Origin of the sequence: Rothia sp. HMSC076D04, from assembly GCF_001814645.1 — a bacterium.
In the GTDB taxonomy this organism is placed as follows: domain Bacteria; phylum Actinomycetota; class Actinomycetes; order Actinomycetales; family Micrococcaceae; genus Rothia; species Rothia mucilaginosa.
This window is the reverse complement of record NZ_KV817366.1, coordinates 1-25,137: the sequence shown is the minus strand read 5'-3', so window position 1 is coordinate 25,137 and position 25,137 is coordinate 1. Positions and strand designations below refer to the sequence as shown.

General features: G+C 57.6%; 20 protein-coding genes and 1 tRNA gene. 14 read left to right on the top strand and 7 right to left on the bottom strand.

What is annotated here, in order from left to right; translation table 11 throughout:
• Nucleotides 1–185 precede the first annotated feature (185 nt).
• The 12 genes from nhaA (at nt 186) to pknB (ending at nt 17,741) form a co-directional block, all read left to right on the top strand.
• The gene (gene nhaA, locus HMPREF2980_RS04380) at nt 186–1,538 is read left to right on the top strand and encodes a Na+/H+ antiporter NhaA (protein WP_049341966.1); all 1,353 of its coding nucleotides are present in this window, start codon (nt 186–188) and stop codon (nt 1,536–1,538) included.
• A gap of 52 nt (nt 1,539–1,590) precedes the next feature.
• The gene (lysX, locus tag HMPREF2980_RS04375; RefSeq protein ID WP_083313503.1) at nt 1,591–4,941 is read left to right on the top strand and encodes a bifunctional lysylphosphatidylglycerol synthetase/lysine--tRNA ligase LysX; all 3,351 of its coding nucleotides are present in this window, start codon (nt 1,591–1,593) and stop codon (nt 4,939–4,941) included.
• 337 nt (nt 4,942–5,278) lie between these two features.
• Nucleotides 5,279–6,841: an alanine/glycine:cation symporter family protein gene (locus HMPREF2980_RS04370; RefSeq protein WP_070690354.1), complete on the top strand. Its 1,563-nt coding sequence runs from the start codon at nt 5,279–5,281 to the stop codon at nt 6,839–6,841.
• A gap of 199 nt (nt 6,842–7,040) precedes the next feature.
• Nucleotides 7,041–7,400: a PLDc N-terminal domain-containing protein gene (locus HMPREF2980_RS04365; RefSeq protein WP_070644382.1), complete on the top strand. Its 360-nt coding sequence runs from the start codon at nt 7,041–7,043 to the stop codon at nt 7,398–7,400.
• 88 nt (nt 7,401–7,488) lie between these two features.
• Nucleotides 7,489–7,575 (top strand) — tRNA-Leu (locus HMPREF2980_RS04360).
• A gap of 228 nt (nt 7,576–7,803) precedes the next feature.
• Nucleotides 7,804–8,667, top strand: coding sequence for an FhaA domain-containing protein (locus HMPREF2980_RS04355; protein WP_070688778.1), 864 nt, complete (start codon nt 7,804–7,806; stop codon nt 8,665–8,667).
• Nucleotides 8,667–9,131 carry an FHA domain-containing protein FhaB/FipA gene (locus HMPREF2980_RS04350; RefSeq protein ID WP_005507379.1) on the top strand — a complete coding sequence of 155 codons (465 nt, stop codon included), beginning with the start codon at nt 8,667–8,669 and terminating at the stop codon, nt 9,129–9,131. The genes HMPREF2980_RS04355 and HMPREF2980_RS04350 overlap by 1 nt, the downstream gene beginning before the upstream one ends.
• A 3-nt stretch (nt 9,132–9,134) precedes the next feature.
• Nucleotides 9,135–10,913, top strand: a complete 1,779-nt coding sequence (locus tag HMPREF2980_RS04345) for a PP2C family protein-serine/threonine phosphatase (RefSeq protein ID WP_070690352.1) — start codon at nt 9,135–9,137, stop codon at nt 10,911–10,913.
• Nucleotides 10,906–12,366: an FtsW/RodA/SpoVE family cell cycle protein gene (locus tag HMPREF2980_RS04340; RefSeq protein WP_005507381.1), complete on the top strand. Its 1,461-nt coding sequence runs from the start codon at nt 10,906–10,908 to the stop codon at nt 12,364–12,366. Before HMPREF2980_RS04345 ends, HMPREF2980_RS04340 begins: the two co-directional genes overlap by 8 nt.
• On the top strand, nt 12,359–13,798 hold the full coding sequence (locus HMPREF2980_RS04335) for a peptidoglycan D,D-transpeptidase FtsI family protein (RefSeq protein ID WP_070690350.1): 1,440 nt from the start codon (nt 12,359–12,361) through the stop codon (nt 13,796–13,798). Before HMPREF2980_RS04340 ends, HMPREF2980_RS04335 begins: the two co-directional genes overlap by 8 nt.
• Nucleotides 13,795–15,552, top strand: a complete 1,758-nt coding sequence (locus HMPREF2980_RS04330; protein WP_049341959.1) for a protein kinase domain-containing protein — start codon at nt 13,795–13,797, stop codon at nt 15,550–15,552. The genes HMPREF2980_RS04335 and HMPREF2980_RS04330 overlap by 4 nt, the downstream gene beginning before the upstream one ends.
• A gap of 47 nt (nt 15,553–15,599) precedes the next feature.
• The gene (pknB, locus tag HMPREF2980_RS04325) at nt 15,600–17,741 is read left to right on the top strand and encodes a Stk1 family PASTA domain-containing Ser/Thr kinase (RefSeq protein ID WP_070690348.1); all 2,142 of its coding nucleotides are present in this window, start codon (nt 15,600–15,602) and stop codon (nt 17,739–17,741) included.
• Between the two features lie 211 nt (nt 17,742–17,952).
• On the opposite strand, the gene HMPREF2980_RS04320 is transcribed toward pknB, so the two are convergent.
• The 3 genes from HMPREF2980_RS04320 to HMPREF2980_RS04315 are packed head-to-tail and all read right to left on the bottom strand — an operon-like array spanning nt 17,953 to nt 19,531.
• On the bottom strand, nt 17,953–18,585 hold the full coding sequence (locus HMPREF2980_RS04320; RefSeq protein WP_049328052.1) for an aminodeoxychorismate/anthranilate synthase component II: 633 nt from the start codon (nt 18,583–18,585) through the stop codon (nt 17,953–17,955).
• 15 nt (nt 18,586–18,600) lie between these two features.
• Nucleotides 18,601–18,762 carry a hypothetical protein gene (locus HMPREF2980_RS09510; RefSeq protein WP_005508086.1) on the bottom strand — a complete coding sequence of 54 codons (162 nt, stop codon included), beginning with the start codon at nt 18,760–18,762 and terminating at the stop codon, nt 18,601–18,603.
• A 19-nt stretch (nt 18,763–18,781) separates the two neighbouring features.
• Nucleotides 18,782–19,531, bottom strand: coding sequence for a class E sortase (locus tag HMPREF2980_RS04315; RefSeq protein WP_070690346.1), 750 nt, complete (start codon nt 19,529–19,531; stop codon nt 18,782–18,784).
• A 158-nt stretch (nt 19,532–19,689) separates the two neighbouring features.
• Between HMPREF2980_RS04315 and HMPREF2980_RS04310 the strand changes: the two genes are divergently transcribed.
• Entirely contained in the window at nt 19,690–20,004 is a 315-nt protein-coding gene (locus HMPREF2980_RS04310; protein WP_005507388.1) for a cell division protein CrgA, read from the top strand.
• Between the two features lie 120 nt (nt 20,005–20,124).
• Here HMPREF2980_RS04310 and HMPREF2980_RS04305 read toward each other — a convergent pair whose 3' ends face one another.
• Both HMPREF2980_RS04305 and HMPREF2980_RS04300 read right to left on the bottom strand, forming a co-directional pair.
• A complete protein-coding gene (locus tag HMPREF2980_RS04305; RefSeq protein ID WP_070633874.1) occupies nt 20,125–21,120 on the bottom strand; it encodes a hypothetical protein in 996 nt (331 codons plus the stop codon).
• Between the two features lie 14 nt (nt 21,121–21,134).
• The gene (locus HMPREF2980_RS04300) at nt 21,135–22,052 is read right to left on the bottom strand and encodes a LysR family transcriptional regulator ArgP (protein ID WP_070690344.1); all 918 of its coding nucleotides are present in this window, start codon (nt 22,050–22,052) and stop codon (nt 21,135–21,137) included.
• A 205-nt stretch (nt 22,053–22,257) separates the two neighbouring features.
• On the opposite strand from HMPREF2980_RS04300, the gene HMPREF2980_RS04295 reads away from it, so the two are divergent.
• Nucleotides 22,258–22,890: a LysE/ArgO family amino acid transporter gene (locus tag HMPREF2980_RS04295; protein ID WP_049354383.1), complete on the top strand. Its 633-nt coding sequence runs from the start codon at nt 22,258–22,260 to the stop codon at nt 22,888–22,890.
• 24 nt (nt 22,891–22,914) lie between these two features.
• On the opposite strand, the gene HMPREF2980_RS04290 is transcribed toward HMPREF2980_RS04295, so the two are convergent.
• Both HMPREF2980_RS04290 and HMPREF2980_RS04285 read right to left on the bottom strand, forming a co-directional pair.
• The gene (locus tag HMPREF2980_RS04290; RefSeq protein WP_070633871.1) at nt 22,915–24,348 is read right to left on the bottom strand and encodes a D-mannonate dehydratase; all 1,434 of its coding nucleotides are present in this window, start codon (nt 24,346–24,348) and stop codon (nt 22,915–22,917) included.
• 47 nt (nt 24,349–24,395) lie between these two features.
• Nucleotides 24,396–24,929: a GTPase gene (locus tag HMPREF2980_RS04285; RefSeq protein WP_246823251.1), complete on the bottom strand. Its 534-nt coding sequence runs from the start codon at nt 24,927–24,929 to the stop codon at nt 24,396–24,398.
• Between the last annotated feature and the right edge of the window lie 208 nt (nt 24,930–25,137).

Genomic DNA, 25,137 nt, shown 5'->3' with positions numbered 1-25,137 from the left:
AACGTTCCGCCCTCCCCACACGCCGTGGGGAGGGCGGAACGTTTATGTATATACGCCATGAAAGCACACCGCGGTGCACCGCCCATGAGCTAAAAGCCGCCAGAAGCTACTCGAATACTCATACAGTGCAGAGTAAACTTAAAAGCCTTAGATGCCGCATAATATCGCGGCAGAAAGAGGAGAGAATGACTCACACCAATCCAGATACCCTCAGCCGCGGCTCATATAGCAACTCACGCCGCGTAGCCGACATTCTGCGTGCAGAATCAGTCGGCGGTACCGTACTTCTGATTGCGACGGTGCTGGCAGTAGTACTCGCCAACACCCCCGCATCCACCTTCTATTTTGGTCTGCGAGACACCGTTGTTGGCCCGGTCATCCCCGGCTTCAACCACCTGCAGATGAGCATCGGAACCTGGGCAGCAGACGGTCTGCTCGTCGTTTTCTTCTTCCTCACCGGCCTGGAGCTGAAGAAGGAATTCGTGATTGGTGACCTCAAGTCGCCCTCCACCGCTATTGTGCCGATTGCGGCCGCCTTCGGTGGCGTGGCAGTGCCCGCGATTATCTACACGGCGCTGAACTTCACCAGCCCCACCGCTCTGCACGGCTGGGCAATCCCCACCGCAACCGATATTGCGTTTGCGGTGTCTGTTCTCGCTGCCGTGGGTACTTTCCTCCCCTCGGCGATGCGTGTCTTCCTGCTGACTCTGGCTGTGGTCGATGACCTGATTGCAATCTGCATTATCGCGATCTTCTACACCAATAACTTCCACGGCGAGTACCTGCTCTTCGCGCTCATTCCCCTCGCTCTTTTCGCGTTCATTGCCTACCGCGGTGAGACCATGCTGCACCTGAAGCCGCTGGCTGCCTGGCTGCTGCTTCTGCCCCTGGGTATTATCACCTGGGCACTCTTCCTCGAGTCCGGTATTCACGCCACCATTTCTGGTGTGGTTCTGGGCTTCCTGGTGCCCGTGAAGATGTCCGCTCGCTCCGAGGCGGCACAGGCTGAACACGGTCTTGCAGAGGTGCTGGAGCACCGATTCCGTCCCCTCTCTACCGGCATCTGCGTGCCGATTTTCGCATTCTTCAGCGCGGGTGTGGCTGTGGGCGGTTTTGAAGGCCTCGGACGCGCCCTCACCGACTCGGTGGCGGTCGGCATTATGGTCGCACTGGTTGCCGGTAAAACCATCGGTATTTTCGGCACCACCTGGCTCGTGACTCGCTTCAAGAACGCTAACCTCGATCCGGACATCGCATGGATTGACGTGATCGGTCTGGCTGCAACCGGCGGTATCGGCTTCACCGTGTCCCTGCTGGTCGCTGAGCTGTCCTTCCCGCACGGCTCTCCGCACACCGAAGACGCAAAGATTGCGATTCTCGTTGGCTCTGTTCTGGCTGCCATTGTGGGCGCGGCTATCCTGTCTCGCCGTAACAAGCACTACCGTGCCCTGGCTGAGAAGGAAAGCGTGGACGCTGACGACAACGGCATCCCCGACGTCTTCGAGGGCACCTACCGTGACCCGAAGGCTGAAGCCTAGCCAGAACCTCTAAGGTCTACTACCTTCTCTACACCCCGATTCCTCGCTGATAATGATGTCTCACCGCACTACCTCACGTCGCCGTACAGCACGAGCAAGACAGGCGCCTGCGCCTCCCTCAAGGTATGCAGAGATATCAGCACGCGTGGTGATCGGGGTGTATTCTTTTGCCGCGCTACTGACCACGTTCGCGTGGATTATCTCTCCTCTGCGGCACGGTCGCGGCTTCACTTGGTGGGAAGTCACCGCTGACCTGCTGAATATTCCCTCCACGCACACGCTACCCAGCGCCATTACGATGATTGTGCTTGTGTCCGGGCTGATTGTGCGCAAGCGTGCCGCTCTCATTGCCGCCATCGTTTTTCAGGTGCTTGGCGCGCTGATTGCGACCCATAGCGCCTTCACGCTGGTGTTCCCCGCGGGGATTATGCCGAAGGACCGTATTTTCTCCTCGACGGTCGATACGCTCTCCATCGTGTTTGCGTGTGCGCTGGTGCCTTTCCTTTTCTCGATTCGTTCGGCGTTCCCGGCACGCATTGGTCGCCTCTCGTGGGCGGGTGCGGCGGCTACGGCTGTTGGCGGCATCCTGCTGACTACTCTGGTGCTCTGGTACCTCTGCCACATCGGCGTGTGGGAGCCGTTGCGTTCGGTGACCCCGTGGGAGTTGCTGATGCACGGCATGGGTATTGAGCGTACCCATCCTGGCGTGTGGTCTGCTGATGTGGTGGCTTTCTTGGCGTCTTTTGGTTACGGTGCCTCGCTGGTTGCGGCGCTGTATCTGTTGGCTCGCGGTTATCGTGCCCCGGATGCGTGGACCGGCGAGAAGGAGCTGAAGATCCGCGCCCTGCTGCAGCAGTACGGTGCCAATGATTCGCTCTCATATTTTGCGACGCGTCGCGATAAGCAGGTGATTTTCTCTCCGGATCAGAGGGCGGCGATTACGTACCGTTCGGTGGGTTCGGTGTGTTTGGCGTCGAGCGACCCGGTGGGTGACCCGGATTCGTGGGATGCCGCGATTGAGCAGTGGATGTTGCAGGCGCGTAGTTACGGTTGGGTTCCTGCGGCGCTGAGCGTGAGTGAGGCGGGTGCGCGCGCCTATAACCGTGCGGGTCTGTCGATTATTCAGATGGGTGAGGAGGCGGTCCTTGAGGCGGACCGTTTCACGCTCAATGACACGTCGATGCTACCGGTGCGTCAGGCGGTTCAGCGTGTGCGTCGCGGCGGGTACACGGCGCAGATGCGTCGCTTTGCGGAGTTGGATGAGCAGCAGCGTCAGCAGGTTGCGGAGAATATTTCGGCGTGGCGTCATGGGCGTGTGGAACGCGGCTTCTCGATGGCGCTGAATCGTGTGAATGATCCGGCGGATTCTTCGTCTGTTCTGGTGTCGGCTCATGATGAGGCTGATCAGATGGTGGCTCTGCTGTCGTTCGTCCCGTGGGGTCCTACGGGGCTGTCTTTGGATGTGATGCGCCGCTCCCCTGAGGCACCTAATGGTGTGGTGGAGTTTATGGTGGCCTCGCTGATGGAGCAGGCGGCGTCTTTGGGTGTGCGTCGGGTGTCGCTGAATTTTGCGATGTTCGGCCATATTTTTGAGGCTGCTGATCAGGTGGGTGCGTCGGCATGGAACCGTTTCGCGTCCCGCTCTTTGGGTGTGCTGGATCGTTTTCTGCAGTTGCGCCGCCTGTATCGTTTCAATCTGAAGTTTGCCCCGCTGTGGGTTCCTCGTTTTTTGGCGACGGAGCCGACGTTGGCGATGGCAAATGTTGTGGTTGCGGCGGGTATGGCGGAGGGCTTTTTGCCGAATCTGTCGGCGCGCCGTTTGCAGAATCAGGAGCAGGTTCTTTCTGCAGATGAGCTGGAGGCTCTTCACCAGATGCAGCTCGCTACTATGGAAGAGCTTCCTGAGGTGTCGCGTAGCGATCAGACTCAGCACCGTCTGCGCCATCTGGAGGCGCTGCGTGCGGCGGGCATGGAGCCGTATCCGCTGGGTGGTTCTTTGGGCAGTACCAGTGCTCCTGTACTGGGCGTGAAGGATGCCCTGCGTATATTCTCTTCTGAAAATATTCCAAATTCGGAATTCATGGTTTCGGGGCGTATTCGCGCGCTTCGCAACCATGGTGGAGTCCTCTTTGCAACTCTGATTGAAGGGGGTGAAACCCTGCAGGTCGTCATGGAGCGCAGCCTGGTGGGCGAGCGCCCGCTGAGCCTCGCCTCCCGCAACCTGGATACCGGTGACATCATCACCGTGCGGGGCACCTACGGGGCGAGCCGTAACGGTACCCAATCGCTGATTGCCACCTCCTGGCACATGGCGTCGAAGAGCCTGCACCCCATCCCCTTCGACTCCTTTACTGACCCGGAGGCGCGTCTGCGTCGCCGTTCCACGGACCTGTTGGTGCATCCGGATCAGATGCAGAATCTGCGTCTGCGTACCGCGGTCATTAAGGCATTGCGTGCCCGGCTGGATGCGGAGGGTTTCCTTGAGGTGGAGACCCCGATTCTGCATACGGTGCACGGTGGCGCGAGCGCGCGCCCGTTCCGCACGTATATCAATGCCTATGGCGAGGATTTGACGCTGCGTATTGCGCCGGAGCTGTATTTGAAGCGTCTGGTGGTGGGCGGTAGCGGTCCGGTGTATGAGCTGGGTCGTGATTTCCGCAATGAGGGCGCTGATGCGACCCATAATCCGGAGTTTACGGTGCTTGAGGCGTATCGTCCGTATGCGGATTATGTGCAGATGCGCGAGTTGACGGAGCGTCTGATTAAGGATGCCGCTCAGGCGGTGTTTGGTTCGGTGTCGTTGCCGCTGGGTCGTAGGGCTTCGAGCGAGCGCACGGTATCTGATGTGTCGGGTCCGTGGCGTGTGGTGTCGGTGTGTGATGCTCTGTCGGAGGCGCTGGGTCGCCGCGTGGATGTGCAGACGGATTTTGAGGAGCTGCTGGCTTTGGCGCAGCAGTACGGTGTGCGTGTTCATGAGGGTATGGGTCCGGGTGCCATCGTTGAGGAGTTGTATGGTGAGCTGGTTGAGGCGCATACGGTGGAGCCGACGTTCTATACGGATTTCCCTGCGGAGACGAGTCCGCTTGCGGCGCCGCATCGTAGTGTTCCGGGTTTGGCGGAGCGTTGGGATTTGGTGATTAACGGCATGGAGATGGGCTGTGCTTATTCTGAGCTGGCGGACCCGCTGGTGCAGCGTGAGCGTCTGACGGAGCAGTCGTTGAAGGCGGCTTCGGGTGATCTGGAGGCGATGGAGGTGGATGAGGATTTCCTTTACGCCTTGGAGACGGGTATGCCGCCGACGGGTGGTTTGGGTCTGGGTGTGGACCGTTTGGTGATGCTGTTGGCTCAGACGCAGATTCGTGGGGTGTTGTCGTTCCCGTTTGTGAAGCCTGAGCGTTCGTAGCCCGACTGATACCCCCGCTTCTCCGCTAAGCCCGGTGCGAGGTTTTGTACCTTGTGCCGGGCTTTTTGTGCCCGCCCTGCCGGTGCCGTCAACACCTCCACGGAGTCTATATTTACTCTGCCCATATATTAAGTATTCGTTACATTTTGACTTGGGCCCCTTATTTAAGTTGCCGAGCGGGGGGCGTACCCGACACAATGAGGTGACTAATCATACGGAGCGTATGTGCCTCCGTTACGCGGCTTTGAGTCCGCGCCACCCAGCAATGTAGCCCCCACGCTGTCCGTCTTTCGGGTTTGAGCGTGCGGGCTTTTTGCTTTCAAGATTGGAGTGCCGAGTGGATTTTCTTCTGAATATCATCGGGGACATTAATACGCAGACTGCGGAACTGACTTCCTCCGTGGATGCCGTGCAGAACTGGATGTGGAGTAATTTCCTCTACTACGCTCTGATTGCGGCTGGTCTGTACATTACGATCCGTACTCGCGGTGTGCAGTGGCGTTCCATTAAGGAAATGGTCCGTGTCCTGGGTGACCCGGTTGCTCGTGAGGCTGACGGTAAGAAGAGCATTTCTTCGTTCCGTGCGTTTACTGTTTCGGCGGCTTCTCGTGTGGGTACCGGTACTGTTGCGGGTGTTGCTTTGGCTATTGCTATGGGTGGCCCGGGTGCTGTGTTCTGGATGTGGGTTATTGCTGCTGTTGGTGCGGCTTCTGCTTTTGCGGAGTCCCTTCTGGGTCAGCTGTATAAGGAGCGCGGTAAGGATTCCTATATTGGTGGTCCGGCGTACTACATGAAGCGCGGCCTGAATGCTCCGTGGATGGGTTACATCTTCGTGGCGTTCATTGTGGTCACTTATGCGTTTGTATTTGTGGCGGTTCAGACGAATGCTGTGGTGGATGCTGCGGCGAACTCGTTCAGCATTGATGTTTCGGGTACTAACTCGATGGGCTTCCGCATCACTATTGGTCTGATTATGGTGGCGCTGACTGCGGCTATTATTTTCGGTGGTATTCGCGCGATTTCTTCGGTGACTGAGTGGCTGGTGCCGATTATGGCGGTACTGTATCTGCTGTTGGGTCTGCTGGTTGTTCTGCTGAACATTACCGAGGTTCCGAATATGCTGCTGATGATTTTCCAGGGCGCTTTTGGCATTAAGGAGTTTGTGACCGGCGGTACCATGGGTGCCGTGATTTGGGGTATGAAGCGTGGCCTGCTGACTAATGAGGCGGGTATGGGTACTGCTCCGAACGCTGGTGCGACCGCTACTATTTCTCACCCGGCTAAGCAGGGTTACGTGCAGACTTTGGGTGTTTATTTTGACACGATGATGGCGTGTACTGTGACTGCGTTTATTGTTCTGCTGTCGAACCCGACTTATGGTGATCGTTCTCGCGGTGCGTCGCTGACTCAGTCGGCGTTGGCTATGCAGCTGGGCGATTGGGCGGTTCACTTCCTGACGATCGCGATTTTCATGTTTGCGTTCTCGACTGTGATTGGTAACTACTACTACGGCGAGTCGAATATGCGCTTCGTGACCGGGAACAAGGTGGTCCTGACGATTTTCCGCGTGCTGGTTCTGGTGTTCGTGTTCTTCGGCGCGATTTCTTCGCTGGATCTGGTGTGGACTACCGCGGATATGTTGAATGCCGGCATGGTGATTGTGAACTTGACGGCTGTGCTGCTGCTGACTCCGAAGGTGGTTGCGGTCTTGAAGAATTACGAGGCTCAGCGTAAGGCTGGTTTGGAGCCGATTTTCAAGGCTTCGGATATGCCGGAGATTAAGAATCTGGCGGCGTGGGATGGCACTGACGCGGTGACTACCCGTGAGTTCTGGGCTGAGTATGATGCGAAGACTGCTGAGCGTCGTGCCGCGAAGAAGGCTAAGAAGGCTAGCCGCTAGTTTGTGAGCCGCGCGCAGGTTTCTGCGTAAGGCATTGTTGGAGGGTCCGTCCTGCCGTGTGCGGGGCGGGCCCTTTTGCGTGCTTGAGGGGCGTATGGGGCTGCCCATCGGGGTAGGCTCTGAACACCTCCTTGAACTACCCTGAGGGCTTGTGGATTCCTCCGGGTCTGTATGCTTAGGAAGGATATTAGGAGGGCTTATGGATTGGCGTGCCGTACTGGAGCTGGTGGTCACGGTTGTATTTCTGGCAGGTATTGCGTTGGCGCTATTGTGCTTGGTGACGATTCATCGGAACCCGCATTTTTCGGAGGTACAGAAGCTGAAGTGGCTTCTGCTGGTGCTGTGCCTGCCGTATGTGGGTCCGGTGACGTGGTTGTTGCGTGCGCGTTTGGAGCGTATTGACCGGGAGCGTGCTGAACAGGAGCGTATGGCGCGGGAGCGGGGTTCCGCGGTTGCGTCCGATGCGGCTGCTTCCGGTGGAGCGTCTGATAGTGCCCCGGATAGCGCCTCCGATAGTGCTTCAGAGTCTCTTTCTGACACCCCCACCAACACTAAGTAACGAAGGTCACACACTCTCGATTGGACAGCACCGCATGCAGTCCGTATAGTTTTATGTGTTGCCTGCGGTGATACACCGTAAGACACATGCGCGAGTGGCGGAATAGGCAGACGCGCACGGTTCAGGTCCGTGTGCCCGTGAGGGCGTGGGGGTTCAACTCCCCCCTCGCGCACCAACGATCCCCGGTTCGAAAGAACCGGGGATTTTTTCATATCCATAACCAATTCCCCGCTAAATGACGGGGTTCCAGAGCGATGGCGAGTGCATCACCTAAAATAGAACCGGGTGTGTTCATTCACAGGACACACAGCTAACGCACAGACACGCTCGTTAAACTGAGCCTTTCGGATAAAGACCGTTTGCGCGGTCTGTTGCTCGGAATGGTCGTTGAGAAGGAGGCGGCATGAAGTTTTTCGACAAGCTGGGCAAGCTGGAGCAAGGCATCGGCCGCACTGTCGGCCTTTCCAAGGGCTTCGGCACCTTTGCGAAGGCGGATGTCGCTAACCGCGTCCGCATCATGATGGATGACGAGTCCTACGTGGACGGCAGTGGTCGCACTATGGCTCCTAATGTCTATACTCTCCGTTTTGCGCCGGTCGATTTCCCGCGCGTGCGCGAGTGGGGTAACCCGTTTGCTGTTGAGCTGTGCGATTTGGCGATTTCGCACGCCCGCGCGCAGGGTTACACCCTCATTGGCGCGGTTCGCGTGACGTTCAACGTTCTTGATTCTCTCTCTGAGGGCGAGTTTGAGGTTGTTGCGACTTTCGAGCCGTTCTCTGTACCGGAGGCTCCGGCATCCCCGTCTCTGCGCGGCGCCACTAACTACGCGCCGGTGCGTCCGCCGCGTGAGTCTTCTTTGCCGACCCGCATTACGAAGCCGGCTGCTCAGCCGGCTCAGCCTGCACCCAGCCCTGCGCCTCAGCAGGCTCCTGCGGCTCGCCTGAACATGCCTGTAGCGCCCCCTGCGGCGGCTCCCCGTTTCTTCTTGGAGATTGAGGGTCGCATGCACCCGGTGAACCATCTGCCGTTTGTGCTGGGCCGCGGTTCTGATGCTGATTTTCGTCTGGACGATAAGGGCGTTTCTCGCCGTCACCTGCAGCTTTCGATGCAGGGTGGTGCGGTGGTCGCCTCCGATATGGGTTCTACCAACGGCACGTTGATTAATGGTGCGCCTCTGCGTGCGCCGGTGGTGCTGGCGAACGGTTCGCTGCTTCGCATGGGTAATACCCGCATCATCTTCCATAGTTCGACCGGAGGTGTCCGTTAATGGCGTCTGAATTGACCGTTACTATCCTTCGTTACGCTTTTCTGGCTCTGATTTGGTTCTTTGTTTTCCTGGTGGTTTCGGCGGCTCGCCGTGACCTTGGTTTGGGTAAGAACTATCGTGCGGCACCGGTTGATGCGGTTCCGGAGGCTACCCATATTGCGCCTCCGCCGACTCGCCCTTCGCAGCTTGTTATTACTGCCGGTGCGCAGGCTGGCGCGATGATGCAGCTGGGGGACCACCCGATTACTATTGGCCGCGCTAATGACATTGAGGTGTCCCTGCAGGATGATTACGCCTCGGGTCGCCATGCGCGCCTATTCCCTCAGGGTTCCCGTTGGTTCCTGGAGGATTTGAATTCTACTAATGGTACGTTCGTCAATGGCGAGCGTCTGACTCGTGCGACCCCGATTGAGCCCGGTGATGATTTCCGCGTTGGCGGTACCACCATGCAGTTGAGGGGCTAGTGTATGAAGATTGCTTTTCGTTTTGAGGCCCGCTCTGATACGGGTCTGAAACGCTCGAAGAATGATGACTCCGGCTACGGTGGTCGTTTCCTTGCTGTCGTTGCTGACGGTATGGGCGGCCACGTAGGCGGCGATGTTGCGTCGGCTACGACGGTTCTGAATCTGACTCCGCTTGATCACCCTGATTTTGAGGATGGTACTGGCGGCGTTTATCTGGCTGATGAGATTCAGAGTGCGAACCTGATTATTAATGAGCTGGCGGCGAATGACCCGCAGCTGGCGGGTATGGGTACGACCTGTACTGCCCTGCTGATTGATGGCGATTGTATTGAGCTGGCTCATATTGGTGACTCGCGTGCGTATCGTCTGCGCCCGGGTGCTGATGGTGAGTTTGAGCAGATTTCTACTGACCATACGTTTGTGCAGCGCTTGCTCAATGAGGGTCGCATTACCCCGCAGGAGGCGGAGAACCACCCGCATAAGAACGTGATTATGCGCGTTCTGGGTGACGTTGACGCGTCCCCTGAGCTGGAGTTGAAGACTCTGGACGCTGTTCCCGGCGAGCGCTGGGTGCTCTCTTCTGACGGTTTGGATGCTGTGGTGTCCCTATCGGAGATTGAGCAGGTGATGCGTTCTACTGATGATCTGTCTGAGATTGCTGACACTCTGATTGCGATGACTTTGGAGCGTGGCGCTCCGGATAACGTGACGGTTGTGTCCCTGCAGGTGATTGACCGTGAGGTTCTGCCGGTGGATGAGCCGGTGGGTCCTTCGAGCCTGCCTGAGTCTGCTCTGCCTGATTCGATTGTGGCGGAGCAGGAGGTCAGCACGAATACTCAGAAGCTTCCCGAGGTTGCTGCTACGGCTGAGGCTGCTGAGGCTATTTTGGGTGCGCACCATGATGAGGACTCTGAGGAGCCTCATCGTCGGTCGTTGCGCCGTTTCCGTCGTGCTCGTGACTTCTCTGGAACCCTGTTGCACAGTGGTTCTGGGGCGGTGCGTCACCATATCGGTACGTACGATAACGCCGTGGATGCGGCTCTTACGAATGCTGCGATCTTGCGTAGCGAATTGGGTTCCCGCCCGCATCAGCTGGTTGGTGCCGCTTCGGTGGCTACTGAGACCGGCATGATTCCGGCGGTGACTTCGCGTACCCTGGAGCATCGTGCGACGGTGGCTCAGCGTGTGCCTTTGAAGGTTGAGTCTGATGAGGCGACCTTGCCGGCTGAGCTGGAGGAGCTGATCGCTGAGGATACTGTTGAGCGTTCGCGTCCGCGGTCGTGGTCGATTCGCCTGTTCATTACTCTGCTGGTTGCGGCTATTGTGACGCTGGCTGCGTGGACCGGTCTGCGCTATGTGGAGCGTAGCTACTATGTGGGTGAAAGTGACGGCACGGTTGCGGTGTACAACGGTATTCCGCATGCGTTGGGTCCGATTCGTCTTTCTCACGTGGTGGAGAATACCGATATTCCTACGAGTGAGTTGAGCGATCATACGCGCTCTTTGTTGCGTAATGCGATTACGGCGAAGGACCTGGATGATGCGCACCAGATTGTGACTCGTTTGAAGACTCAGGCAGATCAGTCTCGTGAGAAGGCTGAGCAGGCTGCAGCCGCTGCGTCTGCTTCCGCGTCTGCCTCGGCTTCTGCTTCCCCGAGCTCTGAGGCGCCCAGTGAGGCTCCAAGCTCTGGGGCACCGGGCTCTGATTCGGCGTCCCCGGCTCCTGAGCTGGCTACGGTTTCCTCCGCGCCTGCGGCAGAGGGCGGTGAGAACAATGGCTAAGTTCTCGTTCCGTCGTGAGTCGGATGCGCCTCGTGCACGCCGTTTCACGGAGCTTTTCCTGCTGGTTTTGGCGGTAGGTATCAGCTCGTTCGGCATGTACCTGATTGATCCGGAGCATGCTTTTGATACGTCGAAGAGCCAGTGGCTGCCGTGCACGGTGGTGCTGGGTGCCGGTGCTCTTCTTATTCACCTGGTCATGCAGTTCCGTGCGCGTTATGCTGATCCGTTTATTCTGCCGCTGGTGGTGGCTCTGAACGGCATTGGTTTGACCATGATTTATCGCCTGGATCCGCAGATTGCGGCTCCGGTGGGTGATGGTCAGCTGATGTGGACCGGCGTGTCGATGGTGCTGTGCGCGATTATCGTGTTCGTGCTCAGGGATTACCGCCTGCTGCGTAAGGTCACGTACACCTCCCTGGTGCTGTCGATGATTCTGCTCATCATGCCGCTGGTTCCGGGTCTGGGTATGGAGCTCAATGGTGCTCGTATTTGGATTCATATCGGTAACCGAACGTTCCAGCCGGGTGAGGTCGCGAAGATTACTTTGGCGATTTTCTTCGCCGGCTATTTGGCGACGCACCGTGACCTGATTCTGGTGGCTGGCCGCCGCATCGGCCCTATCAATCTGCCGCGTCTGCGTGATTTGGCGCCGGTGTTCTTGGCGTGGATTGTGAGCCTGGGTGTTCTGGTGTTCCAGAAGGACCTTGGTTCGGCAATTATGTTCTTTGGTCTGTTCATGGCGATGCTGTACCTGTCGACCGGTCGTATTTCGTGGCTGGTGGTTGCGGGTATCGGTATGGCTGTGGGTGGCTATTTCGCGTACCACTATGTCTCGCACGTGCACGCCCGTATTTATGCGTGGGTGCATGCTTTTGATCCGGAGATTTACCAGGCGTCTCCTGGCGGTTCGGGTCAGATTCTGCAGGGCGTTTTCGGTCTGGCTTACGGCGGTCTTTTTGGCCGCGGTTGGGGCCAGGGCCGCGCGAACCTCGTCCCGTACGCTAATTCGGACATGATTATTTCCTCGTTGGGTGAGGAGCTGGGCCTGGTGGGTCTGGGTGCCATCCTGATGATGTTCATGCTTCTGGTTTCGCGCGGTTACCGTGCGGCATTGGGTACTCGTGATGGTTTCGGCAAGCTATTGGCTGCCGGCCTGTCTACGGTCATGGTTCTGCAGCTGTTCGTGGTGATTGGCGGCGTGACTCGTTTGATTCCGCTGACTGGTCTGACGACTCCTTTCATGTCTGCCGGTGGCTCCTCGTTGGTGGCTAACTGGATTATTGTGGCGCTGTGGTTGTCTATTTCTCATAGTGCCCGCGCACCTCACCTGGTGGCTGGTTATGATGCTCCGCAGGGTATTGACCATGCGGACACTAGCTACGAGCCGGAGGGTGCTACTAGCGTTCTGGCGCGTATTACGGCTAAGGATTCTGGAGGTGAGAAGAATGGATAGGGCTATTCGCCGCATGTGGATGTCTGCCGCGTGCGTGTTTGTCCTGCTGATGGGCACCCTCAGCTATATTCAGTTCTTCGATTCGAAGACTCTGATGAATAATCAGTGGAATTCCCGAGCTCTCTACGATAATTACGGTTCGGCACGTGGCTCAATCGTGGTTGATGGTACGGAGATTGCTTCGTCGGTGAAGTCCGATGATGAGTACAACTACCAGCGTGTGTATAACCACCCGCTCAAGTATGCGGCTCTGACGGGTTACTTCTCCACGATTTATGGCGCGACCGGTTTGGAAGCTGCTATGGATAAGGAGCTTGCAGGTACGAGCGATAGCCAGTTCTACGACCGTGTGGCGCAGCTGTTTAGCGGTTCTTCCGCACAGGGCGCCAGCGTGGAGCTGACGATCAATTCGAAGCTTCAGGATATTGCCTACAACGCGTTGCAGGGCCGTAAGGGTGCTGTGGTGGCGTTGAACCCGAAGACTGGTGAGATTCTGGCGATGGCTTCTTCGCCGTCCTATGATCCGAATCTTTTGTCGTCTCATACGAGCTCTTCGGTGTTGGCGAATTACCAGGCGCTGACTTCGGATGAGGACAGCCCCTTGTTTAACCGTGCGATTGCGGGTAACACCTATTCGCCGGGTTCGACCTTCAAGATTATTGATGCGGTGGCGGCGCTGGAGTCCGGCAAGTACAACGCATCTTCGGTCATTGCGAACCCCGCGCAGTTGCCGCTGCCGGGCACGAACATCAGCCTGCCGAACTATACGGGCGGTCAGTGTTCGACCCGCACTCAGGCGACGATTGAGTGGGCTTTGGCTCAGTCCTGTAATACGCCGTTTGCGCAGATTGCGATGGATTTGGGTCAGGAGCGTATCGCGAAGACCGCTGAGAATTTTGGTTACGGCCAGGATTTGAAGATTCCTTTGACGGTTTCTAAGTCGTCTTTCCCGTCGAATCTGACGCAGAGCCAGCTGGCCCAGTCGGCGATTGGTCAGTACGACGTGAAGACCACTCCGCTGCAGGTGGCGATGACTTCTGCAGCGATTGCAAATGGCGGCGTGCAGATGAAGCCGAACCTGATTCGTTCGGTGAAGACCAGCAACCTGAGCACTTTGCAGGAGTTCTCTCCTGAGAAGCTGCGTACGTCCACTAGCCCTGAAATTGCCAACCAGGTGAAGCAGTGGATGGTGAATGCGGTTGATAATGGTATTGCACGTAATGCTGGTGTCTCCGGTGTGAAGGTGGCGGGTAAGACCGGTACCGCGGAGACCACGGCAGGTTTGAATAATTCTTGGTTTACCGGTTTCGCGCCGGCTGATGATCCTCAGATTGCGATTGCTGTGGTTTATGAGGATATTGATGTGGCGACCGGTGCCCAGTTGGCAACCAGTACTAGTAAGCAACTCTTTGAGGCGGTGTTGAACAAGTGAGGCCTGCGGCTGATATCACTTTGGGCGGGCGCTACACCCTAACCGAACGTATCGCGATTGGCGGTATGGGCGAGGTGTGGAAAGCTCGCGACAAGGTGCTTGGACGCATCGTTGCGGTCAAGATCCTCAAGGAGGAGTACACCGGTGACCCGGGCTTCTTGGAGCGTTTCCGCGCTGAGGCCCGTAATACGGCGCTGTTGAACCACCCCGGCGTAGCGAATGTTTTCGACTACGGTGAGGAGGACAACTCCGCGTACCTGGTCATGGAACTGGTGCCGGGTAATCCGCTTTCGAGCATCATCGAGCATGAGACTACCCTGCCGCCGGACCGTATTCTGAACTTCATTGCTCAGACCGCTCGCGCGTTGGCTGCGGCTCATTCGCAGGGTCTGGTGCACCGTGACGTGAAGCCGGGTAACCTTATCATCACCCCGGATGATCGCGTGAAGGTGACTGATTTCGGTATTGCTCGTCTGGCTAATCAGGTGCCGTTGACGGCTACCGGCCAGGTGATGGGCACCGCCCAGTATTTGGCGCCGGAGCAGGCAACCGGTCAGGCTGCTACCGCATCTTCGGATATGTACTCGTTGGGCATTATTGGTTATGAGTGCCTGGTGGGTCGTCGTCCGTTTACGGGTGAGTCGCAGATTGCGATTGCGTTGGCTCAGGTGAATGATCCGCCGCCGCCGCTTCCGGAGACCATCCCGGCTCCTGCTCGTGCGCTGATTATGTGCTTGTTGGCGAAGGACCCGGCTCAGCGTCCTAAGGATGCGACCGCTCTGGCGTCTGCGGTGGATGCGATTCGTCGCCGCGACCTGAAGGCTGCGGTGAAGGCTGTTCCTTCTTTGGCTCAGTTCTTGGCTGAGGAGAACGCTGACGACGCTACTGTCGCGATGACCGCTATGGATGTTGCGGCTGAGCCGATTAGTGCTTCTGCTACTCCGCGTTTCGGTTCTGGTGGTCGTTTCTCGCCGGAGCCGACGACGGCGCCGATTCCTCGCACGAGTGCGCAGACGATGCGTCCGGTTTCAGGTCGTGTGAAGGCTACTCCTGCTCCTGCAGCGAAGCGTGGCTCGAACGTGTGGATGTGGGTTGCTCTGCTTCTGGCAATCGTGCTGATTGCCGGCGGTATTTGGACGGTCCTTTCCTCTAATAATGGTGGCGATTCGTCTGATCCGGCTCCGAGCGCTTCTTCGTCTGTTGCTCCAACGAACACGGGTACCGTTTCGACGGTGGAGCCGGCTGAGTCTGCTTCTGCCCGTGCCGCTAAGCAGAAGGTGACCGTCAACGCGATTAACTATGAGGGTCGCGAGCTGCAGGATGCGGTGAACGAGCTGAAGAACCTTGGCTTATCCCCCAAGACTGAGGGTGTTGAGTCGACTCAGCCGGAGAACACGGTGATTTCGGTTTCTCCGACGGGTACTTTGGAGCAGGGTAATAGCGTGACTGTTCGCTATTCGACCGGTCCGAAGTCGGTAACTTTGCCGTCGAACCTTGAGGGTAAGAACGTTGATGAGGCGTCGAAGGCTGTTGCTGCTCTGGGTGTGAACGTTTCTCTGCATTATGAGAATTCGGACACGGCGGCCCCCGGTACGGTGCTTCGTACTACCCCCTCATCTGGCACCAAGGTCACGGTTGGTAGTAATGTAGACATGTATGTGGCCTCTTCCAGTTCGGGTAGGGGTTCGAGTGCGAGCGCTTCTGCTGCACCGTCTGCGTCGGCTTCTGCTTCCGCTTCCGCGTCGGCGCGTTAGCCCCTACATTTTGATTTAGTTTTAGTCTTAGTAATCCAGGAGAACTTATGGACCTGTCGGTTCCCGACACGGTTGATAACCGTTACAAGGTACTCGAGGTAATCGGTACCGGTGCGATGGCAACCGTTTATGCTGCTGAGGATACTCGCCTCGGCCGCAAGGTTGCGCTTAAGATTCTGCGCCCGGAGCAGGCCCAGGACGATACGTTCCGCGCACGCTTTAAGCGTGAGGCGGAGGCTGTGGCGTCTCTGAACAATCCTGCGATTGTTGCTGTCTATGACACCGGTTCGTATAACCCCTCGCAGGATGGCAAGGAGTCTGATTCTTCGGAAGAGGGCACCGCTATTCCTTATATCGTGATGGAGTACGTGGAGGGTCATACTCTGCGTTCCATTCTGTCCCGTGGCGGCCACCTGCCGGTCCGTGATGCTTTGGGTTATTCCGAGCAGCTGCTGGGTGCTTTGCAGTACAGCCATTCGATGGGCATTATTCACCGCGATATTAAGCCGGCGAATATTATGGTGCTGGACCGTACCAGTGAGGATATCGCTAAGGGTCAGCCCGGCCAGATTAAGGTCATGGATTTCGGTATTTCCCGTGCCATTGAGGAAGCTGGCGAGGCGCTGACCAAGGCTAATGTGGTGATGGGTAGCGCACGCTACATGTCCCCTGAGCAGGTGAGCGGCAAGGATGTTGACGCCCGTAGCGATCTGTACTCTGCTGCTTGCGTGATTTACGAGATGATTGCTGGTCGTTCTCCGTTTGACGCTGAGTCGAATGTTGATCTCGCGGCTAAGCATCTTTCGGATGCCCCTGAGCCTCCGAGCAAGTTCACCCCGCTTGAGGTTCCTGCTGGTCTGGATGCTGTGATTCTGAAGGGTCTGGCGAAGAACCCGGATGAGCGTTATCAGAGCGCGGCTGAGTTCGCTCAGGCTCTGGTGTCGGTTGTTCGCCCGGGTGAAGAGACCGTGGTGCAGGATGCAGCGATGACTACTGCTTTTGTTCCTTCGGCGACTACTGCTTCCCTGGGTGAGGATTACGCCCCGTACACCACCTCGATTACTGAGGCTTCGGTGGAGGATGGCGGCCTCAACGGCTTCTTCGAGTATGAAGACGATGAGGAACTGTACGACGATGAGGAGTACGCAGAGTACGATGAGTCTTCGCCGCGTAAGCGTGCGTGGGTTCGTTTCCTTGTGGGTACTCTGATTGTGGCTCTGCTGGTTTTCAGTGTCGGCTCGGTTCTGTACTACCAGAACAAGCTCAATGAGGTTCCGCAGGTTCAGGTTCCGGCTGTGGTGAATGTTTCCCGCGATGATGCCGATAACCAGCTACGTAACCGAGGCTTCGTGGTGGAGTACCGTCAGGGCTACTCGGACAACATCAAGAAGGGCGACGTTATCAACGTTGAGCCGGGTGTCGGTTCTACGGTTAATAAGGGCTCGACCGTGGTTGTGACTGTTTCGAGCGGTCCGGAGAAGGTCAAGCTACCGGATAACCTGCAGGGTCAGAGTGAGGCGTATGTCCGTAACGCTCTGAAGGACCTGGGTCTGGTGGATGGCCGCGTCTCCACTGTGGAGAGCGCTTCCGTTCCTGCCGGTATGGTTGTGGAGCTGTCCCCGGAGAAGGGCTCGACCGATGATAAGGGCGCTCAGACCGTTGAGGCTGGTAGCACCGTGAACATTGTCCTGTCTTCCGGTAAGGTGAAGGTCCCCTCGCTGGTGGGTCTGACCAAGGATCAGGCGATTGCTGCTCTGACCGCTCAGGATGTTCTGCTGAACACCAACATCGAGACTGTTCAGACTAACGAGCGTCCTGCGGGCACTGTGCTTTCGCAGAGCTCTGCAGCGGGTACTCTGGTGGCTCAGAACAGCACTGTGACGATCCGTGTGGCTGCTACTCCGACTCAGACGACCGCTCCAACTACTGCGGCTACTCAGCCTGCGGCAGCGACCGGTAACCAGAACGCTACCACTGGTAACCAGAACCAGCAGCGTTCTACCGCTACTCAGCCGACTGCGGCAGCTACTACTCAGCCGACTGCGGCAGCGAATAATCAGCAGCGTTCTACCGCTACGGCTACTCCGGCACCGGCTGCGTCCACTGCTGCGGGTACCCGTACGATTCAGGGTACTAACGCGAATACCAATGCGAACAACGCTAATAACGCAAACGCTAACGCCCGCTAAGGGGTTCTAGAGGTTAGCAAAAGGGGCGGCGCTCCACACCGTTGGGTGTGGGGGGCCGCCCCTTTTCGCGTATCTGGGCTTGTTCGTGTATCTGGGTTTGCTCGTAGCTAGGGATCCAGATATAGCTATCGCCTCCAGTTTCCCTGTAGCGTGTCTGCTACGGGGCTTCTGGAGGCGATATAAGCCGTTGGGGGCATCTAAGGCTAAGGTACTAAGCCATGAGGGGTGAGAGGCTCTTAGAGCGCTCTGCGGCTCCCTGCAGGCCGGTTTCTTCGAGCCAGTTGCCGAGCATGAGGTATCCGCTTTCGGTCAGGACCGACTCGGGGTGGAACTGCACGCCGTGCATGGGGGCTTCGCGGTGGCGCAGACCCATGATGATGCCGTTGTCGGTGGTGGAGGTGGTTTCCAGGACCTCGGGCATGGTTTCGGGCACAACTGCCAGGGAGTGGTAGCGGGTCGCGGTGAAGGGGTTGGGCACGTCCTTGAACACGGAGACGTTCTCGTGCACGAGGCGGGAGGTCTTGCCGTGCATGAGTTCGGGGGCGTGGGTGACGGTGCCGCCGAATGCCTCCGCGATGGCCTGGTGGCCGAGGCATACGCCCAGTAGCGGCTTCTTCGCTTCGGCTGCCCAACGGATGGTGTCAATGATGACGCCGGCTTCTGCGGGGGCGCCGGGGCCCGGGGAGACGAGCACGCCGTCGTGTTCTTCGGCGAGCTTGATGACGGCGTCGAGTTCGTATTCGTCGTTACGGATGACGGTGGTTTCAGCGCCGAGCTGCTGGATGTAGCCGACGAGGGTGAAGACGAAGCTGTCGTAGTTGTCGATAACAAGGATGCGGGTCATGGCACGTCCTTAGCGCTAATGGTTGATGGTGACGTTCAGGTTAAAGGGGCCGTACTCTGCGAAGTGGGGGAAGACGAATTCCATGAGCAGGTAGACTACGGCGAGTATCAGCGCGATGGCGATGATGATGCGAACCCACAGGGGGCCGGGGAGGTGGCGGAAAATCCATGCGTACATCTTGCTTTTCCTCTCTGATTTAGGATCCTGCTACGGAGGCGGCAATTTCTGCGGGCGCTCCGGCTGCGGCGGGCCGCCAGGATTCGAGGCGGGCGTGGACAATGTATCGTTCGGTGTCGCCGTAGCGCGGGTGGCAGGTGGTGAGCGTCAGGAGGCGCTCGGTGGGTGCTACGCCGGGCTGTCCGGGGACGGGTTCGATGACTTCTACCTGGTCGGGCTGCACGATTTCGTGGCTGTAGACGGTGTAGGTGTAGTAGCCGTCTTTGGTGCGCACGTAGATGTGGTCGCCTTCGGTGAGCAGGTCGATGTCGTTGAGGACTTTACCGCGGGTTTGGCGGTGGCCTGCGAGGGAGAAGTTGCCGATCTGTCCGGGCATGGCGCTTCCTTCGTAGTGGCCGAGTCCGAGGGAGTCGAGCACGTCGGAGCTGGTGCCTTGGGTGGCGGGGCGCTGGTAGTCGGATCCGAACTTGGGGATGTAGACGATGCCGAAGACTTCACCGTGGCCGGGTTCGCTCAGACCTGCGGGAGGGGTGTTGGGGTCCCAGTCGGGGAGGGGTTCGGCGGGGGTGGAGTCGAATTCCTGGACGAGGGTACTGACGGCTTGGGATTGGGTGCGGTCGGCGTCGATGTTGGTCCACCAGAGCTGCCATGCGACGAAGAGCAGTAGCAGGAGGCCGACGGTGATAAGGAGTTCGCCTGTAATCTGGATAATCCAGTGCAGCACGGTGCGGGGGCGGCGCTCTGCGGTGGGTGCCGTTCCTTGGCTCATGCGTTCTCCTTTGTCCTTTGGGTTGGTATGTTCTTGGGCGCCGGGTGGCGTTCCTTATCTTTCAACGCGGGGAGAAGGTGAAATCATCCCGTAAGTCTGCAAAGATAGGTGTGAACATATATTTTTAGGTTACCCATACAACAATAAGCGGAGGAAGTATGTCGACCAACTCGGCTAAGGCATCGTCCAAGAAGAAGTCTCAGAAGTCTGCTAAGTCTGAGGTGGAGGATGCGAGCGAGCTGCGTCTGCGTGAGATTGCTCGTGAGATGGAGAGCGGCACGCAGCTGAAGGAGCAGACTCCGTTGTGGTACCGCGTGATTATGTTCTCGCTGTTGGCGGTGGGCATTCTGTGGATTATTGTTTTCTACATTACGCAGGGCCTGTTCCCGATTCCTGATTTGGGTATGTGGAATGTGAGTGTTGGTGTGGGCGCCATGATGGTGAGCATGCTGATGATGACTCGCTGGCGCTAGAGTTTAGGCGTTATGACTTAGGCGTTAGAGCTTATAGAGAGGCGGCCGTCCCGTGTGGGGCGGCCGCCTCTCTGTATGTTTCGCCTGTTTGGCAGGAGCTGGGGTTAGAGATCCTGCACGCTACCTGTCTTTAGTTCTTACTCGGAAGATTGCGGTCATGGCGACCATGATGAGCAGCTCGGTGAGGGTTTGGGTGAGTACGGTGGCGCCCATGAGGCTCGCTTCGGGGTTCCCGTTGTGTGCCAGGCGTTGTGCGCAGAGCGCGACGACGGGGTAGATGATGAGGGCGTTGCGGGTGACAGCGCTGAAGGTTACGGAGATGCGTTCCGGTCGTCCCATCACCTTGCTGAGGCACCAGGCGGCACCTCCTGCGAGGATGGCGTAGGTGAGGTAGAGTCCGGCGAGTCGGGGAATGAGCTGCGTTTCGTTCAGTACCGCCGGGGTGTAGGCGGAGCACATGAGAGCAAGGAGCAGGCACATGAGGGGAATCATCGCGGTATCGCTCATGGTGCGTACTCGTTCGTAGGCTTGTTGACGCTGCGGTGAGCGGGTTGACCAGCGTTGCACGAGGTAGGCGGCTATCAGGGGCACGATGAGCGGTGCCAAGCTGAGGTAGCTTTCGGTGGGAAGGGGGAATATTTCTCCCACCACCCCAATATCTAATATTCCTATATATGCATACGCACTAGTCCAGAATGGAATAGAAACGATTTGGGTACCAAGAAGATAGGGCGTTGTCGCCAGCAAACCGCGATATTCCCCTCCAGCAATACACGCAAAAACCACAACGTAATCCACGCATGGAGCCAGCAAAACAATCACCGTGGCTAGAGCAATGGGGCCGCCCTCGGGAATGAAGAGGGAGACCAGAGGCGCAACTAGAATCGGGGTTCCAAGGGTAGCCACCAGCACGACCGTGCGAGCGAGCCTCTTATGCTGACCGACACTCATGCCGACTAGAGGCATGAGAGCGAAGTTGGTCCACAGGAGCGCACCGAGCGCGTAGGGCACGAGCTGCTCAGAAACTAGGCTCCACCCACTCAGCCCCGCGCTGGCACCTCCCACGGCCATGGAGGCGAGGTAGAGAGCCACCTGGTGGCGTTCCATATAGCTCACGGAGCCATCCTCTTCTAGTAGATCAGGTCGCCTCGTGCCGCTTCGTGGACGCGGCGGGTTACGGGTTCCATGACGGGCGAGTTGATGTTCCAGCGCTGCCAGTAGAGGGGGAATTCTACGGGGGTTGCGGCGAGCTTCACGAGGTGCCCGCTTGCGAGCTCTTCGGCGCATTGCGCTTCGGGAATGAGACCCCAGGCGATACCGGCGCTGACGGCGCGCGCATAGTCCGGGGAGGAGGGAATGTAGATGGTGGGGCTTTGGGTGAAGGTTTCTTCAGCCTCCAGACCTACTTCTTGTTCAATGAGGACTCGCGCTACGTCCTGCACGAAGTCTTTGCGGTCGTATTCGACGACGGGGGCACGGTTGAGCTCTTCGCGGCTTACGCGCTTGGGCCAGCCGGGTAGGTATCGCTGTACGTAGTCGGGGGTTGCGACGCACCAGTAGCGTGCCACTCCGAGGGTTTCAACGGAGCAGCCGGGGATTTTTTCGGGTTTGGAGGTGATGACTGCCATGACTTCTCCGGAGCGGAGCATGGCGGAGGAGTGGAATTCACCTTCTCGTCGCAGGTCGCAGAAGATGCTGTCTTCGCGGCTGAGAGTTCCGACGGCGTCGATGAACCAGGTGGCGAGCGAGTCGGCATTGACCGCCACGGAGACGCTTTGGAAGCCGCCAGCACCCATGAGTTCGCGTTCCATTTCTTGCTGCAGGAATTCGCTCTGACGGGCGATGCGCAGCACGCTTTGTCCAGCATCGGTGGGGGTGACGGGGTTGCTTCGACGTAGCAGGACCTTTCCGGCGATCTGTTCCATGGCTTTGATGCGCTGGGAGATGGCGGAGGGGCTCACTCGCAGAACATCTGCCGCGGCATCGAAAGTGCCGTATTCGATGACGGCGGCAAAGGTGGAGAGCTGGTCGGTACTGAAACGTGTCATAAGAATATCTTACGCAGTGTGAAAATATTTAGATAGATTTAGGGTTTGTTTTCCCGTATTCTCGTCTCTGGCGCTTCACACTCTAGCTATCGGGGCAATAATCCCTGTGTCGCATGCTTTTGCCTGGCAAGCTGGTATTAGAGGAGCCACCACCCGCATATCCGCGAAGCCCGCGCCCCGTTTGACCCGCATAGAAAGTTTCACCATGTCCACCTCCCTGTCCCTGCTGTTTCTGGGTGCTACCACCACGATTTCTCTGGTGGCGGCTATTGGTGCCCAGGGAACTTTTGTGCTGCGTCAGGGTATTTTGGGTCGGCATATTACCCCAATCATTATTTTCTGCATTCTGTCGGATGCTCTGATGATTGGCTTGGGCGTGGTGGGCCTGGGCGCTCTGTTGGATGCGGCACCGTGGTTCATTGAGGTGTTCCGTTATGTGGGTGCGGCGTTTTTGGCGTGGTTTGGTTTTGAGGCTGGGCGGCGTGTGTTTACCCCGCATTCCATCGTGGTGGATGATGCGGAGGGCGATTCTCAGTCGTTGAAGGCGGCTCTGCTGACCACGGCGGCGGTGACGTATTTGAATCCGCTGGCGTGGTTGGATACGACTATTCTTTTGGGTTCGCTGGCGAACGCCCAGGGCGATCCTGGCCGTTGGTGGTACTACCTGGGGTGCTGCTGCGGTAGTATTATCTGGTTTTTGGGGCTGGGGTACGGTTCGCGTCTGCTTCGTCCGCTCTTTGCGCGTCCTTCGGCATGGCGTGTTTTGGATGGGGCGACGGCACTTCTGATGGCATACCTGGTGTTCAATCTGCTGACGATGAACCTGTCGACCCACTAGCTTCTACCCCCCTGAGGAGCCCTTTTATGCCTTGTCGGTCTCCTTTTCCGCGCTCTTCTCCTCTTCGAGGGTTATGAGTACCTCGTTTTTGGGCATGGTAAGCAGGCCCAGGTAGATATCGCGAATAACCAGGATGTGCTTGATTCGCTCGATCATGGGTTTGAGGAAGCTTCGGGCGTATTTTTCGTCGCTACTGGTGGTTGCGACGAAGCTGAGCCCGGAGAACACGGCAACGATCATGGACACCTTGATGACCACGGCGTTGATGTTGGTGTCTACGCCGAGGATTTTGAGGTGTTCGGGTTTGACGGTCATCCAGGATTCGATGGTGGTGTCGCTAATGGCGATGGAGGAGAACCCCATGAAGAACCCGAAGACGAGCAACATAAAGAGGCTCGCCTGAATAATCTGCCCAATCATAGGGATGATGATAAGGTTGCCCCAGGACGCAATTTTGAGGGGTCGGTGTTCGAGGATTTTCTTCTCTTCGACCCAGTCTTGGACGGTGTTCCAGATTCCCCCTTCGAGGGCCGCGGCGCGTTCGTAGTCGTTCTCGGTAAAGCTTGCAATGTCGTCGCCTCTATTGCGGCCCAGAAGGCGCGCTGTGCGCTCTAGGGAGGTCGTGACGATCACGAACACGGCGAGGAGTCCCATGAGCCCCAGAACAGCCCAGGTGCGTGGGAAGCTGAGCCTGTTGGCGAGCTTCCAGAGGTCTGCGTTCACGAAGATGAAGAGCACGGACACCATGAGTACGGGTAGTACTTTCGCAATCATGGGTGGCAGGGAGGCGAGCTGGTGGATGGCATGTTTGAAGGACCACCCTAGGATGGTGTCTACGCCGAGGAAGATGGCGAGGTAGATGCCCACAACGATGAGCGGGAATACTTGGGAACCGTCGTAGACGAAGTCGAGGCCGTCGAGGCTGCTGGATTCAAAGACACTGGCGACAAAGAGCATGCCGGCAAAAAGTACGGTAAGAATACCCGTGGTGATTTGAACCCACTGCGGGGTGCGGACCATGAGTATATGGGCAAGAGTAATGAACACACCGGAGATTATCGGCATCACGAGGAAGATACCACCGAGCACCAGCATGGGTAGCACTTCATCGCTGAGCGCGGTGTTGGTCGTGATGGCTTTAATGTATTCCGGGAGGGAACCATTTGCGTTATCAACTACGAGAATGAGGATATCGCGTAGGAAGATATAGCAGACGTGCATGATACTCGCCCACAGGATCCAGGGTACGGAGCGGGGGAACGCATCGAGAGCACGCTGACGTGCAGGAATGATGAGGGGTACGCCCTGTTTGCGGAACCAGATATTGCTCTGCTTCAGCACATCAGTCTTGCTGTAGCGCTGAGGTTGTGCCTCTTCTGCCACAGCTTTAGTGCGCAGCCGCGCCCAGATGGGGCGTGCGTCCTTCTGCTGTGCGGTGTTCTGCTCCTGTGTGCTCATGACATACCACTCTACAGGGTCGAGCAGGCCCTTTGATTATGTACCTTTTAGAGTTCTTCTTTCTCGAGCTCAGATCCAATAAAGCGAGCGTATGCGCCCATGAGTAGCGCAGCCGCTTCTTCGTGTCCCTCGTAGATTCCTAGTTCCTCGTCCTCACGACCTGTGTAGGTGCCGCTACTGATCTCGAGTAGGGATAGCGGTCCTTCTGCAGTCTCCGGGGCTAGGGCATCCAGGATGAAGCTCAGGCTTTCTTCTGCATCTTCGTCTACTCCCATGAGGCGCCCCAGGTATGTACCCGGGTAGGGTGCGATGGTGAGGACGTCTTCATTCTCACATTGGATAATGCGTGCCACAGGAATAATATCCCCGTCTGCTGTCTCTTCGAGCAGCAGCTCAGTAGAGAGGTCTATATGGCTTTCCTCGCTCTGTAGGATCTGCCTGGGCCACCAGAGGTGAATGTATTCGGTGAGTGCTGCCCATGCTTCGTGAGGCTCCAGCGAGCTCTCTACGTAGAGTGCCGCAGTCCGTTCTTCATTAGCCTGTTGCTGCTGATCGATTTGCTCGGGTGCGTGGGAAAACATGGGGTATTGCATGGTTCTACTCTATCCCAGTGCGCTCCTCTCTGGAGGGCCCGGTAGATTCATGGGGTTCTGAGGGTACAAAAAAGGGGCAGACCCGCGTGGGTCTGCCCCTTTTCCAACTTTAGCTGTTAAAGCAAAAGAGCCCGCGTAAGCGGGCTCTTTTTATTGCCTATTGGATTGTTATCCAAAAACCATACAGTGAACGCAA